This is a genomic window from Pseudomonas sp. GW821-FHT10C09 (genome assembly GCF_059415465.1).
Genome location: NZ_JBWKNG010000009.1, coordinates 13,405 through 29,715, shown reverse-complemented (window position 1 = coordinate 29,715; position 16,311 = coordinate 13,405). Strand labels below are relative to the sequence as shown.

The following is a 16,311-nucleotide window of genomic DNA, read 5'->3' as shown; positions in this document are numbered from 1 at the left end:
CCACAGGGGTTCTGTAGTTAACCGAAGAACCAGTAGCAAACCCCGATGGCGCCCAGTACGCCGGCCAGTTCTGCCAGCAACGCACACCCCACCGCATGCCGCGCGCGCTGGATGCCCACCGCACCAAAGTACACCGCCAACACGTAGAACGTGGTTTCAGTACTGCCCTGGACCGTGGCCGCCACCAACGCCGGGAAACTGTCTACGCCGGATGTTTTCATGGTTTCGATCAGCATCGCCCTTGCGGCGCTGCCGGAGAATGGTTTGACCATCGCCGTCGGCAACGCGTCGACGAAGCGCGTGTCCCAACCGGCCCACTCCACCAGATGCCGAATCCCGTCCAGACCAAAGTCCAGCGCGCCGGACGCCCGCAGTACGCCCACCGCACAGAGCATCGCCACCAGGTACGGCAGCAGGTTCTTGGCCACGTCGAAACCTTCTTTGGCGCCTTCGACGAATGCTTCGTAGACCTTAACTTTGCGCAGCGCGCCGATGATCAGAAACAGCATGATCAGCCCGAACAGCGTCAGGTTGCCGAGGATCGATGAAAGACCGGCCAGAGCGGTGGCTGAGAGCGTCGTCAGCAGCGCCATGAAGCCACCGAGGGCGAGGGCACCGGGAATCAGGTACGCCAGCACCACGGGGTCCCAGATGCGCAGGCGCTGCATGAACGCAACCGACAGGAAACCGACGATGGTCGAGCAACTGGTGGCGAGCAGGATCGGCAGGAACACCAGCGTCGGGTCCGGCGCGCCTTGCTGGGCGCGGTACATGAAGATCGTCACCGGCAGCAGGGTCAGGGAGGAGGCGTTAAGCACCAGGAACAGGATCTGCGCGTTGCTGGCGATCGTTGCACTGGGGTTGAGTTCTTGCAGGGCCTTCATCGCCTTGAGGCCGATCGGTGTGGCGGCGTTGTCCAGGCCCAGGCCGTTGGCGGCGAAGTTCAGGGTGATCAGGCCGATGGCCGGGTGGCCCGCCGGTACTTCCGGCATCAGGCGCAGGAACAGTGGACCCAAGGCTTTGGCCAGCCATTCGACAATCCCGGCTTTCTCGGCGATGCGCAGAAAGCCCAGCCACAGGGTCAGGGTGCCGAACAGCAGGACCATGACTTCGACCGACAGCTTGGCCATGGCGAAAATACTCTCCACCATCGCCGCGAAGATCCCGGCGTTGCCACCGATCAGCCATTGCGCCAGCGCCGAAACGGCAGCCACGATGAAGAAGCCAAGCCACAGGCCATTAAGCATCAGTCAAATCCCCCGGAATATGCGGCGAATGATAGCGGGGTAGCCAGAAACGACAAACCCCGGATTTCTCCGGGGTTTGTTTAGCACGAAGGACGCGCTCCCTTGTGGGAGCGAGCCTGCTCGCGAAGAGGCCAGTCAGTTCAACATCTTCGTTGTCTGACACACCGCTTTCGCGAGCAGGCTCGCTCCCACAGGGTTTACGGCGTCAGTTCTTGGAAACTTCGCCAGCCGGCAGTTTTTCCTTGCTGCGCCAGTGCGGCAGGGAGTTCCAGTAGCGCTGACCCTTGGCGTCGTCGTACATGCCTTCCCAGCGCGAGATGACCAGCACGGCCAGCGCGTTACCGATCACGTTCAATGCGGTACGGGCCATGTCCATGATGCGGTCGACACCGGCGATGAACGCCAGGCCTTCCAACGGAATACCGACGCTGCCCAACGTAGCCAGCAGCACCACGAAGGAAACGCCCGGTACACCGGCGATGCCTTTGGAGGTGACCATCAGGGTCAGCACCAGCAGCAATTGCTGGCTGATCGACAGGTCGATGCCGTACAGCTGGGCAATGAAGATCGCCGCGATGCTCTGGTACAGGGTCGAACCGTCGAGGTTGAACGAGTAACCGGTCGGCACCACGAAGCTGCAAATGGCTTTCGGCGCGCCGTAGGCTTCCATCTTCTCGATCACGCGCGGCAGCACGGTTTCGGAGCTGGCGGTGGAGTAGGCCAGCACCAGCTCATCCTTGAAGATGCGCATCAGCTTGATCACCGAGAAGCCGAACAGGCGGGCGATCAGGCCCAGCACCACGAAGGCGAAGAAGGCGATGGCGAAGTACACCAGCACCACCAGCTTGGCCAGCGGCAGCAGGGAAGCGAAGCCGAAGTTGGCCACGGTCACCGCGATCAGGGCAAACACGCCGATAGGCGCGTAGTTCATGATCATGTGAGTGACTTTGAACATGCTTTCCGAGACGCCCTGGAACATCTTCACCAGCGGCTCGCGCAGGTCCGATTGCAGGCTCGACAGACCGAGGCCGAACAACACGGAGAAGAAGATGATCGGCAGCATCTCGCCGCGGGCCATGGCCGCGAAGATGTTCGACGGGATCAGGTTGAGGATGGTTTCGATGAACGCGTGTTCATGCTGAACCTCGGCGGCAGTGGCCTGGTACTTGGAAATATCCACGGTACCGAGGGTGCTCATGTCGATGCCGGTGCCCGGATGGACCACGTTGGCCAACACCAGACCGACCAGGATGGCGATGGTGGTGACAATCTCGAAATAGATGATGGTCTTCAGACCGATGCGCCCGAGTTTCTTGGCGTCGCCGACGCCAGCGATGCCGACGACCAGCGAAGAGATCACGATCGGGATCACGATCATCTTGATCAGACGGATAAAGATATCGCCTGCCGGTTGCAGGACGTTGCTGATCCACCAGGCTTTTTCGGCACTGAAATGGTTGAGCAGCGCACCGATTGCAATCCCCAATACCAGACCGATGAGGATCTGCCAGGCGAGGCTAAGCTTTGCCTTCTTCATATCATTACCCTTACTTGCGTTTGACTCAGGCAGACGCAGTCACTGGTTCGCTTGTGGCGAAAAGTGTATGCATTTGCCCCCGTATAAGGAGCCCCGGAGCGCTTGTTAGTGGCTCTCTGGCAGGCGAAAAAAGGCGCAACTATTCCGATGCAAGGAAGCGACGTCTAATGCCGTAAACGCCTACCCTATGCCGAATCGGCATGAGCTTTTCCAAATGAAACTGGCGTCCCAACCGGTTCGAATACGCCATTTCGGCAGCTATAAGTGCCGTGAACCGGCCATTTCAGAGGTGGTTGGTTATTTTTTAAGCGGGGGATTCAGGGTTAAAACTTCAGAAAAAACCTACGTTTAGCTGCAAAAAATCGCCGTCATTTGCAGACGGCTTTCTCGATATACGGTCGCGAAGAAACACCGCGAAATGTTTTTGCGGAGATTTAACGGAAGTGGCATAGGAGTAAATCAGCGATGCGTTCTGGAACGCTGCTTTTGCGAATGAAGCTCTCCGCAAATTCGTCGAGTCCTATGACCCGGCGAATTTGCGTCGCAGCTTTTGCCTGACCCGGCCCTTGCGCAGGTACTCCCTGTACCCGTAGGTCACTCCGACCCTGTAACAGTCAGAACGTCCCGGCCCCTTGGTCATGCGGCTACCTTCATCGGGTAGCGCAGTAGAGAGAAGCAGAGTGCTTCTTTCATATGACAAATTCAGTACCAATGCGGATCTTTTTTCAGCTGTTCCATCAACAGGTCCTGCATGCCTTGGTCCGGTTTGCCGAGGAAGCGGTAGCTGGCATGTCGCGTGGGCGACTTGTCGGCCGGCAGTCCTGCGGGCACTTCGACCAGCATGGCGTAGGCATCTTCCTTGTCGAAACTGAAAGCCACGATCAGGCGTTCGTTCAGGCAGGTGGGCTGTGTTTCACACAACGGCCCGACCAGATACTTGTGGCCATCTTCCTCAACAGCATTCATTTGCTCGGCATCGCCAGACAGGTTCATCACCCATTCCGGCAGGCGTTCTTCCTTCTTCACCACGCCTTGCCACGTTTCACGGTATTGCGGGTCGGTGGTAAGCAACCCATTGGCCCGCATTTGGCCGTCATTGGCCGCCATTGCCATGGCACTACCGCCCAAAAGCAGGGCGGCTGCCAGTGTCTTGTACAAAACGCTCATGTTCAGCCTCGGCCACGACGGCCAAAGAAGAAGGAAGCAATGAACATCACCAGGAACACGACAAAGAGAATCTTGGCGATACCCGTGGCGGTGCCCGCGATACCACCGAAGCCCAGTACTGCAGCGATGATGGCAATGATCAAGAAGGTGATTGCCCAGCTCAACATGGTGATTCTCCTTACGCTTCATTATTTAGAGGTGTCGCTTGTGGTGCTTGTGTCCCGGCGCAGACCGCGCGCCAAGTTCGATTACCTAGAACACCCAGCGCTCCTGACGAGGCATCTCGTCCAGAGGCTGCGCCTGGTCGACGTCCATCATCCGCATCGGGGTGAGGTCGGCCTGACTGCTGCTGACGGCGCTGAAGTGGGTTTGGGCTGCATGTTGAATCGATACGTGCGGCGCCTCTGGCTGCTGGCTCTGCTCCCAACGCACGAACTGTTGGCCGGCGATCAACGTGATCAGCAATGCCAGAACAGCAAACAAGCCTTGCTGGGTATGCAGTGGCGAGATTCGCAGTTGGGCGGCACGGTAGCGATTCATCCTGAAGCTCCTCCCACTTTGGTGGTGATCTTGTTGGTGGGCATAGAGGTAAATGCCCTGATTACCCAGACCATTGCAGCCTGCATGCCAGTTTTTTTGCGCAAATAAAACTTATCAAAATCAATAGGTTAAGAAGTTTATGAAAATCGATTGCGACGCATCCTGCACGATGACCCCTCCAGGGTCGTGCGAAATGCACGATAGATTTCCAGGCACTTTGAATATTTTTGAATTGAGCGACAGGCGCAGGTGTCAGAAAGGGAGGCGGGTAACCGCCTAAAATCCGGTGTTTTAATAAAAAACCATGAAAATCAGCGGATTAGGCAGGCCGGCCTTAGATAGCTACCCTGCCAGTGCTGGAATGGATCAGAATCGACCATGCAACTTGCCCGATTTATCCGGGACTAACCAAGATCAATCATTAAAGGAGCGCAGGAACATGGAATCAGCCACGGTGCATCAAGGCCGCATTCTGTTGGTAGACGATGAGTCAGCTATCCTGCGAACCTTCCGCTATTGCCTCGAAGACGAGGGCTACAGCGTCTCTACCGCGAACAGCGCCGCTCAGGCCGATGCCTTGTTGCAGCGCCAGGTATTCGACCTGTGCTTTCTGGATCTGCGCCTGGGCGAGGACAATGGCCTGGATGTGTTGGCGCAGATGCGTATTCAGGCGCCGTGGATGCGTGTGGTGATCGTCACCGCGCACTCAGCCGTAGACACTGCGGTCGATGCGATTCAGGCGGGCGCCGCCGATTACCTCGTCAAGCCCTGCAGCCCTGATCAATTGCGCCTGGCCACCGCCAAGCAGCTGGAAGTGCGGCAATTGTCCGCTCGCCTGGAAGCCCTTGAAGGTGAAGTGCGCAAACCCAAGGATGGCCTGGACTCCCACAGCCCGGCGATGAAAGTGGTGCTCGAAACCGCCCGCCAGGTGGCCGGGACCGATGCCAACATTCTTATCCTGGGTGAGTCCGGCACCGGTAAAGGTGAGCTGTCCCAGGCGATTCATGGCTGGAGCAAGCGTCAGAAGAAGTCCTGCGTCACGATCAACTGCCCGTCCCTGACCGCCGAACTGATGGAAAGCGAACTGTTCGGTCACAGCCGTGGCGCGTTTACCGGTGCCAGCGAAAGTACATTGGGCCGGGTCAACCAGGCCGATGGCGGTACGCTGTTTCTCGACGAGATCGGCGATTTTCCGCTGACATTGCAGCCCAAGTTGCTGCGGTTCATTCAAGACAAGGAATACGAGCGGGTAGGGGACCCAGTGACCCGCCGCGCCGATGTACGTATTCTCGCGGCGACTAACCTGAACCTCGAAGATATGGTGCGCGACGGCCGCTTCCGCGAAGACTTGCTCTATCGCCTGAACGTCATCACGTTGCACCTGCCGCCGCTGCGCGAACGCCGTGAAGACATCCTGAACCTGGCCGACCGTTTCCTCGCTCGCTTCGTCAAAGAGTACGCGCGCCCGGCCCGGGCCTTCAGCGATGAGGCCCGCGAAGCTCTGCTGGGTTATCGCTGGCCCGGCAACATCCGCGAACTGCGAAACGTGGTGGAGCGGGCGAGCATTATCTGTCCACAGGAACGGGTCGAGATCAGCCATTTGGGCATGGCTGAAACCCCAATCAACAACGCGCCGCGCATTGGCGCCGCGTTGAGCCTGGACGAACTGGAAAAAGCTCACATCGGTGCAGTACTCGCCACGGCGGATACACTGGATCAAGCGGCCAAGACCCTGGGCATTGATGCCTCGACCCTGTACCGCAAACGCAAGCAATACAACTTGTGAGCTGCCACCGATGAAATTGGCGATGAAGCTGCGTACTCGGCTGTTCCTGAGTATTTCTGCACTGATCACCGTGGCACTGCTCGGGCTCTTGCTCGGGCTGGTCAGCGTGATGCAGATGGCCGGCTCCCAGGAAGCGCTCGTTCGCAACAACTTCGTCACGCTCGATCTGGGGCTGAAACTACGCCAGACCCTCGGCGATCAGTTGATGATCATGGGCAACGAAAAGCCTGATCCCGCCGGGTTCGAGGCGTCCAGGCAACACTACCTGGAGTTGCTCGATGAAGGCATCGCCCTTGAGCAATCAGGCAATGGCGGTCGGTACGGGTTCAAACAGGCCAAGGTTGATTACCTGGAGTTTGTTCAAGCCTACGGCCAGGCCACTGAGCCCACCAAGGTACTGAGTGGCAGCGAAGCCCTCACGGAAAAATTCAACACCTTGCGCAACGGTCTTCTGTCAGAGCACAAGCGGGCGCTGGATGACATCAATAGCACCGAACGCCAATCCCGGGAGCGCGCGTTGCTGGTGGCGGGCTTGCTTGGTCTGGTGGGATTGGCGGTGCTGATCATCGGGTTCGTGACGGCACACGCGATTGCCCGGCGCTTTGGCGGACCGATCGAAGCCTTGGCGCAAGCCGCCGATAATATTGGCCAGGGCAATTTCGAGGTGACCCTGCCGGTGTCGTCCGCCGTGGAATTGAACCTGCTGACCAAGCGCTTCGGGATCATGGCCGAGGCATTGCGTGAGCATCAGGCCACCAACATCGATGAACTGCTCGCCGGTCAACAACGCCTGCAAGCCGTGCTCGACAGTATCGACGACGGCTTGTTGATGATCGATCGCGACGGCCATCTCGAGCACCTCAATCCGGTGGCTCAGCGCCAGTTAGGTTGGGACACCGATCGGCTTGGCCAAGGGCTGGGCGCGGCGCTTGAACGTCCCGAGCTGGATGAACAGCTGCAACTGGTGCTGCGCGGCGGCACGCTGGAGCGTGCGCCGGAAGACCTGAGTATCGAGGTCGATGGTGAATCGAGGTTGCTGACTTACAGCCTGACGCCGGTTATCCATACTCAAGGGCATATCCTCGGCGCGGTCATGGTGTTGCATGACGTGACCGAACAGCGGGCGTTCGAACGGGTGCGCAGCGAGTTTGTCTTGCGCGCTTCCCATGAATTGCGCACGCCGGTGACCGGCATGCACATGGCGTTCGGTCTGTTCCGTGAGCGGGCGAAATTTCCACAGGATTCGCGCGAAGCCGACCTGCTGGATACGGTCAATGAAGAAATGCAGCGCTTGATGCAGTTGATCAACGACCTGCTGAATTTCTCTCGCTACCAGAACGGCTTGCAGAAACTGACCCTGGCCCCATGCTCCATCGAGGAACTGTTGGCGCAGGCCCATGCCCGCTTTGCCGAGGCGGCGACCGAGCAGGGCATCGAATTGCGCATAGAGGTGCAAGGGCCGTTGCCCCGATTGCAGGCCGATCAACCGCAGCTGGACCGGGTGCTCGACAACTTGATCGACAATGCTTTGCGCCATACCGCACGGGAAGGGCTGATCCGGTTGCAGGCCCGGCGTCATGGCGAGCGGGTGATTATCAGTGTCGAGGATAACGGCGAAGGGATTGCCTATGGCCAGCAAGGGCGAATCTTCGAGCCCTTTGTCCAGGTCGGCCGCAAGAAGGGCGGCGCGGGGCTAGGCCTGGCGCTGTGCAAGGAAATCGTGCAACTGCACGGTGGGCGGATGGGTGTCTATTCGCGGCCGGGGCAGGGTACGCAATTCTACATGGCGCTGGCAGTGTAAGGCGCTGTCACGCCTCGTCATCCAGGCGCCGGCCTTTCATTCGCCGGCCGCGGGTAATCAGTTCGATGAACTGCACAGAGCTCAAGGCATGAGCGAACAGCCAGCCTTGACCGAACTTCACGCCTTCGCTACTTAGAAACGTTGCCTGCGCTTCATGCTCGATACCCTCGGCAATCACTTTGAGTTGCAGCGCTTGAGCCATGTGGATGATGTGCGGTGCTACGCCACTGCTGGCGGCGTCATGGCCCAGCGCATCGATAAACGCCTTGTCGATCTTCAGGCAGTCCACCGGCAGGGTTTGCAGGTAGGCGAGGCTGCAATAACCGGTGCCAAAATCATCGATCAGCACTTGATGCCCGACATCGCGTAACGCTTGCAGGTTTTCCCTGGCCACCACCACATCAATCAATCCCCGTTCGGTCACCTCGAAGGCGATCTGCTTGGCCGCGACACGGTGCAGCGTCAGCAGGCGGGCCATCACCTGGCCGATTCGCGGCACCATCACATCACACGCTGCCAGGTTGACCGAGATGTACAGTTGCGGGTTGGCGCGCAGCAGTTGCCCCAATTGTTCGAGCAGGCGCTGCAGGACGAAATCGGTCATCTGGCGAATCTGGCCGGTATTTTCCGCCATCGGAATAAACAGGTCGGGGCTGGTCAGCGTGCCGTCGGGCCTGCGCCAGCGCAGCAACGCTTCGGCGCCGACACAGTTGCGGCTGTCGAGATCGAAAATCGGTTGATACAACACCTGCAACTCACCCCGGCGTATGGCGCCATGCAATTCGGCATCCAGCGACTGACGCTGGCGCACCAGCAGAAACACCAGGAAGCCGACGATGATCCCAAGTGCCAGGCTGGCCGGAAGCAGCCACCACCACACCGCCGGCACGTGTATGCCTGTGCGTGGTGTGATCAAAACCAGTTGGTATTCAGGGTTGTTGGTCGGCATGCGGTATATCAAGCGGGTTTGCGTGACTTGCAGCGCGTCGCGGCTTTTTGGTGCCCAGGATTCCGTCGGTGGCCAGACCTGGGCAGCACCCAATACGGGAATGGCGCGAGTGCCGTGGTCCAGCACCACCAGCAGACTGCTTCCGGGCGTCAGGTCGACCATGTCCGTCAAATGCCCGCGAGACGTCGCCACCCGAAAGTTGCCTCTGCCGAGCATCAGCGCGGCACGGTTTTCATCGGGTTCGGTGGTGGTGTTCAGCCAGTAGCTGTAGGTAGGGCCCCGGATGTCGGGAGGGCGCAGCAACGAAAGGCCTTCCTGGCGAGGACGGTTGGAGCACACGCGTGATGCATCGATGTAGGCCGCTTCGTAGACGAAGCGGTAGTTGAAGCTGACCTGCTGCAAGGTGGCGATCATTTCAGGATCGCAGCCTCGAAGCGGCTGGGCTTCCAGGTCATCGAGGCTTTCGCGCAGTTGCCCGAACAGCTGTTCAAGGCGGGCAAGGAAGCGCTCGCCTTGAGCATTCATTTCTTCGCTTTCGTTCTGTTCAACCTGATGCATCGCCACAAACAGGCTGCCGGCCATCAATAGAGTTGCGCTGAGGGCAGCAGCCAGTATCGCCAGAAACCAGGGGCGATAGAACCAGCTACGGAGGGTCTCTCGTGCAGCAGCCATTATTGATATCCGAAGAATTACCAATGAGTTATAGCTGCTATTAGGGAAAAAGCTCTAACCGTCGGACGGGCGCCATTATTTTGTCTGATTCAGGACCTGCAGGATCGCAGCGGATTCAGCATCCGGCGTGCCGTCGAAGCGGGAAGGGCGGAAATGCATCTGAAAAGCCGCCAACACATGACGCGTCGCTACGTCCAGTTCACCTGTTTGTGGCGTGGCATAACCCAGCCTGGCGAGCTGTCCCTGAAACCAGCTGATGCTCGGCAGCTGTATCGCGAACTGGGCTTGCTGGCGCGTCACGGCTTGCTCGCTGGGCCAGACCCCCAGGCCTTCGGCGGCCAGGCGTTTCCAAGGGAACAACGGACCGGGATCGAGTTTGCGCAGCGGCGCGATATCGCTATGGCCGATGATGGCGTGGGGATTGATGTTGTAGCGCTTGCTGATGTCCTTGAGCAGGAAGATCAACGATTTGATCTGGTCTTCGCTGTAGGGATACCAGAGGCGCCCGGTGGGAGTGTCTTTGAAGCCCGGGTTGACGATCTCGATGCCGATGGAGCTGGAGTTCAGCCAGGTCCTGCCTTCCCATTCGCTTTCGCCCGCGTGCCAGGCGCGAAAATTCTCATCCATCAATTTATAGATGGTGGCACCCTTGTCGTCGCCAATCAGGTAATGACTGCTCACTTCGCCGTGGGTCAGCAGTTGCAGCGAGCGCTCTAGCGAGGCATTGGTGTAATGCACCACCACGAACTGGATGCGGCTGTCGTAGTTGGACGAAGGGTGGCTGGTGTCGATACGCGGGCCGCTGGAACAAGCGGCCAACAGCAGCAGCGACACAATGAGAGCGAGATATTTCATGGCAGGAGACGTACACGCAAGACAGTAATGCAACAGTGTAACGTACTGCCTTGCGTGCCGACGGCAAAAGCCCGGTTTTAAACAAAATGGAACAATTGGCCGTCAGCCAGCTTCCACACGATTACGTCCGGCGTTTTTCGCGCGATAGAGCGCTTGATCGGCTCTTTTCAACGCCATATCGCTATGTTCGCCGGGCTTTAGCGCCGTCAGGCCCATGGAGATAGTGATGGTGACCCGCTCACCTTTGAAGTGGAAAGGGCAGGCTTCGATCGCGGCGCGCAAGGTTTCCAACAGTTTTGCACCGACTGCCGGGACCGTGCCGGGCATCAGGAGCACAAATTCCTCGCCGCCAAATCGCGCAATGAAATCCGTTCCGCGCAGGCGTTTGCGTAGCACATTGGCGATGATTTTCAGCACCTTGTCGCCCGCGAGGTGGCCGTAGTTGTCGTTAATGCTTTTGAAGTGATCGAGATCCAGCATGGCCAGCAACAGGGTATTGCCGTGCTGTTGCCATTGGCCGATTTCGTGGTCCAGGCGTTCGCTCCAGGCAGCGCGATTGGGCAGGCCGGTGAGCGGATCGATCAGGGCTTTCTGGCGTTGTTCTTCAAGGTGTTCACGGTAGCCCTGTGCTTCCTGCTCCATGTGCGCGACCCGTTCGGCCAGGCTGTGCAGGCGTGTCGCCACTTCCTGTTCGCGCTCGTCGCGCTGCTTCTGGTGGCGATCCATGGTGCCGAGCAGACCTTCAAGATGGTTTTCCAGCACCCCTTTCAGGTCGTCCAGGTCGGCCGCTTCCTGCATGCTGCTGTGCAGGCCGTCAACTTGTTCGCGGATCTGCGTGTCCATCTGGCGCGCCGCAGAACGGCTGTCGGCGTGGCCTTCGCTGGCCGCCTGCAAATTACTCTGGAAGGACTCCAGGCGTTCATTGAGTTGCTGTAGATAGACTTCGAATTCGTGCTGGCCGCTGTCGTTGATCGCCAGCATCAACGTTGCCAGATCGTCGAGGATCGGGATCAGTTCGTACCAGTTCAAGCCATGTTGAAGGCGGTCGCGCATCGCTTCGGCTTGCGGGCGGTGGCGCTCCGGCAATGTCAGGTCTTCGAGCAGGCCCAGCAGGGTGTCTTCGATGTGATTGGCAACGGAGCTATAGGACGGCTCCGGTGAATCTGGCAAGGCGTAGAAGATGTCCTCGTGTTCGGTTTGCTCCGGATTAATAGTCGTCACTGTCCGGGTCAGTTCATCGGGATTGATGGCTGGTTGAACCTGATTGGCTGGCGCAGGGTGGGGAAGGGCGAGTGCTTCCAGCGGTTCATTGTTCGAGGGTGTTGGTGATTCTGGCGCGGGCGCGATGTCGGGCTGAAGTACGGGTGGGACAAACGCTACCACCTCCGGAGCGGGCGCCGGTGCGTGAGACTCTTGAGGTTCAGGGATAGCAACGGTGGAGTGGGGGTTGTGCGCCACTGGAGTTGCGACTGGCGGCAGGTCCTCCTCATCGTCGTCTGCGTCATCGGCGTGCGCCATCTCGACAACCCGTTCCACAGCCTGCGCAGCCGATGCGTGAACGGCAGGAGCGACGACCTGCGGCGCTCCCTCATCCGCTTCGTGGCTACCGAACAATCTCTGCAGAAAACCGGGTCGGTCAGGTTCGGCGGGGTGCTCCAATTGCCTCAAGGCTTTGCCTTGCAAGCCACTCAGTTCGCTGAGCAGAAGCGGCATCTCGCGGGCCTGACTGACGCGTCCATCGAGCTTTTTGGCAAAGCTCTTGAGCGGTCGGCTGACTTCCCGGGGTAGCGGCAGCGATTGCAGTTGCGCGACCAGCGCGGTCAGTGCAGCGCTGGTCTGGTTGACTCGGGTTTCCCGGCGTTGCTCGGAATCGAGCACCGCTTTTTCGAGTCGCGGCAGCAGGGCCGCCAAGCCGGCGTCCATGTCGTCGGTGCGCACGACTTCGCGCATCTCTTTCATGCATTGGTCGACGGCGCGGTCAGTGCCCTCCGCCGCCAGCGTGCTGCGCACCAGCCCACGGCGCAGCAGGTCGAGCCGGGCATCCCAGCGACGCTCAAGCTTTTCCTGTTGTTCGATGCTTTTGAGGTATTTCTCTTTCCAGCGCTCTGTTTCGTCGCTCATTCATGGGATCCGCGAAGGGCAGGACTCAACGCGGGCAATGCATCAGCCGTGAGCGAACCCGGCAGACGAATCTCTACCGCGACCGGCAGGTGATCGGAAATGGGCTGTGCCAGCACTTCGACCTTTTCGAGGGTCAGTGTCGGGCTCAGCAGAATGTGGTCCAGGCAGCGTTGCGGACGCCAGCTGGGAAAGGTCGCTTCCAGTTGCGGTGCGAGCAGGCCGAGATCACGCAACGGGGAGTTTTGCAGCAGGTCACTGGCATGGGTGTTCATGTCGCCCATCAGCACTTGGTGTTTATAGCCGCCGATCAATTCGCGGATGTAGGCCAGTTGCAGGCTGCGCACGCGAGCGCCCAGCGCCAGATGCATCATGACCACCACCAGCGCGTCCGGACCTTCGCCGAAGCGCACCAGAATTGCTCCGCGACCCTTGGGCCCCGGCAGCGGGTGATCTTCAATCGCCCACGGGCGCAAGCGGCTGAGCACACCATTGCTGTGCTGGCCGAGTCGTCCGAGGTTGCGGTTGAGTTGTTGATACCAATAGGGGAAGGCACCGAGCTGTGCCAGGTGTTCGACTTGATTGACGTAGCCTGAGCGCAGGCTGCCGCCATCGGCTTCTTGCAGGGCGACCAGGTCGAAGTCGCCCAGCAGGTTGCCAATCTTTTGCAGATTGTCGGCACGCCCGGTGTGCGGCAACAGGTGTTGCCAGCCCCGGGTCAGGTAGTGCCGATACCGCTCGGTACTGATACCGACCTGAATATTAAAACTGAGCAAGCGCAGACGACTGTCTGCGGGCAGGCCCGTGGATTCCAGGTGATGTTCGTTGACCCGTGGATCATGCAGGCCAACAACGCGTTCAGTTCCCCAGCGGCGCATGGCAGTGCTTCGCTTAGTTGGCGGCAGCCTTGTTAGCCGCTCGCTCTTTGTCGACCAGTTTATCGGCCAGTTGCAGGGCTTGCTCGGCACCGCCGGCAGAACCCACGTCAAAACGATACTTACCGTTGACGATCATGGTTGGTACGCCAGAAATCTCATACTTCTTGGCCAGCTCTTTGGCCTGGACGATTTTGCCCTTGATGGCGAAGGAGTTGAAGGTGGCCAGGAACTTGACTTTATCGACGCCCTGAGTGGCCAGGAACTCTGCCATTTCTTCTGGAGTGACCAGTTTCTTGTGTTCTTTCTGGATCGCTTCGAAAACGGCCGCGTGAACCTTGTGCTCGACATCCATGGCTTCAAGGGTCAGGAACATCTGGCCGTGTGCGTCCCAAGGACCGCCGAACATGGCTGGAATGCGGACGAAGTTGACGTCGGAAGGCAGCTTCTCGACCCATGGATTGATCACTGGCTCAAAAGCGTAGCAATGCGGGCAGCCATACCAGAACAACTCCACGACTTCGATCTTGCCAGGCACGGCGACAGGAACCGGATTGGTCAGTTCGACATAAGGGGCGGCGGGTGCTTCGGCGGCTTGGGCAGTCATGCCGAACAGGCTGGCAGCGACGAGTGCGGCGCTGATGATCAGATTACGCATGCTTTACTCCTGGACAATTTTGGTCGCCTCGCGCGACCTGTTCTCAGACAGGTCCTGGCGGGCTTGAGTTCTGTAGTGTAACGGCAGCGGCCACAAAAAAGGGCGGCCAAAGCCACCCTTTTTATACTTGCTGCGACGGATTAATCGAGCGTTAACGTTGCAGGAGATGTTCATCGCTCGCAACGCTCGATCAACCGGTCTTAGTGCAGGCCTTGAATGTAGCTGGATACGGCGGCGATATCTTCGTCGCTCAGCTTTTTAGCGATGCTCTGCATCGGCTTGGTGTCGCCATCGTTGGTGCGTCCGCCTTCTTCCTTGCGGAAATCGGTCAGCTGCTTGGCAACGTATTGAGCGTGCTGGCCGCCCAGGTGCGGGAAGCCGGCAGCTGGGTTACCCACGCCATTTGGCGAGTGGCAACCGGTGCAGGCTGGCAAGCCTTTGGCCAGGTCGCCGCCACGGAACAGTGCTTCACCGCGAGCCACGATTTTAGGGTCGGCGGCGCCAACACTGCCGTTCTGCTTGGCGAAGTAGGCCGCGATATCAGCCAGGTCCTGGTCGCTAAGGTTGGTCAGCAGGCCGGTCATTTCCAGAACGGTGCGCTTGCCCGACTTGATGTCGTGCAATTGCTTGTTCAGGTAGCGTTCACCCTGACCCGCCAGTTTCGGAAAGTTAGGCGCCATGCTGTTGCCATCCGGGCCATGACAGGCGCCACATACTGCGGCTTTCGCCTGACCAGCAGTCGCATCACCTGCAGCATGGGCAATGCCGGAGATCCCCACGGTCAACAGCAGACTCACGATCAATTTGTTCATCAGCTAATCCAACTACGGCTAAGGGTTAAAGAGTTATGGACCGGGATCACTCGCTCATCCAGTGGATGATGGCCTGGTAATCCTCGGCACTGCAGTCCATGCACAAACCACGCGGCGGCATCGCCTTGAAACCCTGGGTCACGTGTTGCACCAGCGTCTCCATACCTTTCGCCAACCTCGGCGTCCAAGCTTCCTGATCGCCCTTTTGGGGCGCCATGGGTAGTTGGCCGGAATGACAGGCACCACAAACACGGTTGTACACAGCTTCCGGATCCTGTGTAGCCTGAGCGCTGTAAAGCGGTATCAAGACACCGGCAGCTAGCAGCCATTTCGTCATAAAACGACCTTTTCAGGGTTGAGAGCGTTCTGCGTTCTAATGCGCAATCAAGGTCAATCGCTCTCGTGAACTTCATCCTACGCTGGGACAAAGCGCACACAAAATCTGCGGCATTATATACTGGCGTCACTGAAACGGAAACGACACCGCTTGCCGCGTCCATTCCCGGCGCCGCCCACATCGGAAATCCCATGCAACTCAAGAATCCCATCCTCGGCCTGTGCCAACAGTCCACCTTCATGCTCAGCGCTGCCAAAGTCGACCAATGCCCGGACGATGAAGGCTTTGAAGTGGCCTTCGCGGGCCGTTCCAACGCCGGCAAGTCCAGTGCGCTGAACACCCTGACGCACGCCAGTCTTGCGCGAACCTCGAAAACTCCGGGGCGCACGCAGCTCTTGAACTTCTTCAAGCTAGACGATGATCGTCGTCTGGTCGACCTTCCGGGGTACGGTTACGCAAAAGTACCCATTCCGTTGAAGCTGCATTGGCAGCGTCACTTGGAAGCGTACCTGGGCGGTCGCGAAAGTTTGAAAGGTCTGATCTTGATGATGGACATCCGTCATCCAATGACCGACTTCGATCTGTTGATGCTCGATTGGGCCGTCGCCGCCGGCATGCCGATGCATATTTTGCTGACCAAAGCCGACAAGTTGACGTACGGCGCAGCGAAAAACGTCCTGCTCAAGGTTCAGGCAGATATCCGCAAGGGCTGGGGAGATGCAGTCAGTATCCAGTTGTTCTCGGCGCCAAAACGCCTGGGTCTGGAAGACGCCTACACTGTACTGGCGGGCTGGATGGAGCTGGCGGACAAGGGTTCCGAGGCTGCCGAGTAAGGCGTCGAGGCAAATCGCGGGCAAAAAAAACCCCGGACTTCTATGGGGAGGGGGAAGTTCCGGGGTCCAAGTTCCGGACCGCTAGGGCGGGGTCCAGATATCTGCCAACACTTAACACAACATA

At 58.9% G+C, this 16,311-nt stretch carries 15 protein-coding genes; 3 read left to right on the top strand and 12 right to left on the bottom strand.

Features of this window, described 5'->3' with window-relative positions:
- Positions 1–17: 17 nt before the first annotated feature.
- From AC07N8_RS10935 to AC07N8_RS10915, 5 genes are all read right to left on the bottom strand, one after another.
- A complete protein-coding gene (locus tag AC07N8_RS10935; protein WP_493143670.1) occupies positions 18–1,247 on the bottom strand; it encodes a nucleoside recognition domain-containing protein in 1,230 nt (409 codons plus the stop codon).
- Between the two features lie 205 nt (positions 1,248–1,452).
- Positions 1,453–2,784, bottom strand: a complete 1,332-nt coding sequence (gene gltP / locus AC07N8_RS10930; RefSeq protein ID WP_027926163.1) for a glutamate/aspartate:proton symporter GltP — start codon at positions 2,782–2,784, stop codon at positions 1,453–1,455.
- 702 nt (positions 2,785–3,486) lie between these two features.
- Entirely contained in the window at positions 3,487–3,951 is a 465-nt protein-coding gene (locus tag AC07N8_RS10925) for an inhibitor of vertebrate lysozyme family protein (protein ID WP_483841509.1), read from the bottom strand.
- Positions 3,952–3,953: 2 nt separating this feature from the next.
- Positions 3,954–4,118 carry a DUF1328 domain-containing protein gene (locus AC07N8_RS10920; RefSeq protein ID WP_003177151.1) on the bottom strand — a complete coding sequence of 55 codons (165 nt, stop codon included), beginning with the start codon at positions 4,116–4,118 and terminating at the stop codon, positions 3,954–3,956.
- Positions 4,119–4,203: 85 nt separating this feature from the next.
- The gene (locus AC07N8_RS10915; RefSeq protein WP_483841508.1) at positions 4,204–4,491 is read right to left on the bottom strand and encodes a hypothetical protein; all 288 of its coding nucleotides are present in this window, start codon (positions 4,489–4,491) and stop codon (positions 4,204–4,206) included.
- A gap of 439 nt (positions 4,492–4,930) precedes the next feature.
- Between AC07N8_RS10915 and algB the strand changes: the two genes are divergently transcribed.
- Positions 4,931–6,277, top strand: a complete 1,347-nt coding sequence (gene algB, locus AC07N8_RS10910) for a sigma-54-dependent response regulator transcription factor AlgB (RefSeq protein ID WP_123433277.1) — start codon at positions 4,931–4,933, stop codon at positions 6,275–6,277.
- A 10-nt stretch (positions 6,278–6,287) separates the two neighbouring features.
- Positions 6,288–8,078: an ATP-binding protein gene (locus tag AC07N8_RS10905; RefSeq protein ID WP_493143674.1), complete on the top strand. Its 1,791-nt coding sequence runs from the start codon at positions 6,288–6,290 to the stop codon at positions 8,076–8,078.
- A gap of 7 nt (positions 8,079–8,085) precedes the next feature.
- On the opposite strand, the gene AC07N8_RS10900 is transcribed toward AC07N8_RS10905, so the two are convergent.
- The 7 genes from AC07N8_RS10900 to AC07N8_RS10870 form a co-directional block, all read right to left on the bottom strand.
- Positions 8,086–9,699 carry an EAL domain-containing protein gene (locus AC07N8_RS10900; RefSeq protein WP_483841506.1) on the bottom strand — a complete coding sequence of 538 codons (1,614 nt, stop codon included), beginning with the start codon at positions 9,697–9,699 and terminating at the stop codon, positions 8,086–8,088.
- 75 nt (positions 9,700–9,774) lie between these two features.
- Positions 9,775–10,554 carry an N-acetylmuramoyl-L-alanine amidase gene (locus tag AC07N8_RS10895; protein ID WP_493143676.1) on the bottom strand — a complete coding sequence of 260 codons (780 nt, stop codon included), beginning with the start codon at positions 10,552–10,554 and terminating at the stop codon, positions 9,775–9,777.
- 102 nt (positions 10,555–10,656) lie between these two features.
- Entirely contained in the window at positions 10,657–12,675 is a 2,019-nt protein-coding gene (locus AC07N8_RS10890) for a diguanylate cyclase (RefSeq protein ID WP_493143678.1), read from the bottom strand.
- Positions 12,672–13,550, bottom strand: a complete 879-nt coding sequence (locus AC07N8_RS10885; RefSeq protein WP_483841503.1) for an endonuclease/exonuclease/phosphatase family protein — start codon at positions 13,548–13,550, stop codon at positions 12,672–12,674. The genes AC07N8_RS10890 and AC07N8_RS10885 overlap by 4 nt, the downstream gene beginning before the upstream one ends.
- Positions 13,551–13,563: 13 nt before the next feature.
- Positions 13,564–14,205, bottom strand: a complete 642-nt coding sequence (locus AC07N8_RS10880) for a thiol:disulfide interchange protein DsbA/DsbL (RefSeq protein ID WP_483841502.1) — start codon at positions 14,203–14,205, stop codon at positions 13,564–13,566.
- A 200-nt stretch (positions 14,206–14,405) separates the two neighbouring features.
- On the bottom strand, positions 14,406–15,017 hold the full coding sequence (locus tag AC07N8_RS10875) for a c-type cytochrome (protein WP_483841501.1): 612 nt from the start codon (positions 15,015–15,017) through the stop codon (positions 14,406–14,408).
- Between the two features lie 46 nt (positions 15,018–15,063).
- A complete protein-coding gene (locus tag AC07N8_RS10870) occupies positions 15,064–15,354 on the bottom strand; it encodes a c-type cytochrome (protein WP_027926152.1) in 291 nt (96 codons plus the stop codon).
- A 191-nt stretch (positions 15,355–15,545) separates the two neighbouring features.
- Here AC07N8_RS10870 and yihA point away from each other — a divergent pair, with 191 nt between their 5' ends.
- Positions 15,546–16,187 carry a ribosome biogenesis GTP-binding protein YihA/YsxC gene (gene yihA, locus AC07N8_RS10865; protein WP_027926151.1) on the top strand — a complete coding sequence of 214 codons (642 nt, stop codon included), beginning with the start codon at positions 15,546–15,548 and terminating at the stop codon, positions 16,185–16,187.
- Positions 16,188–16,311 lie beyond the last annotated feature (124 nt).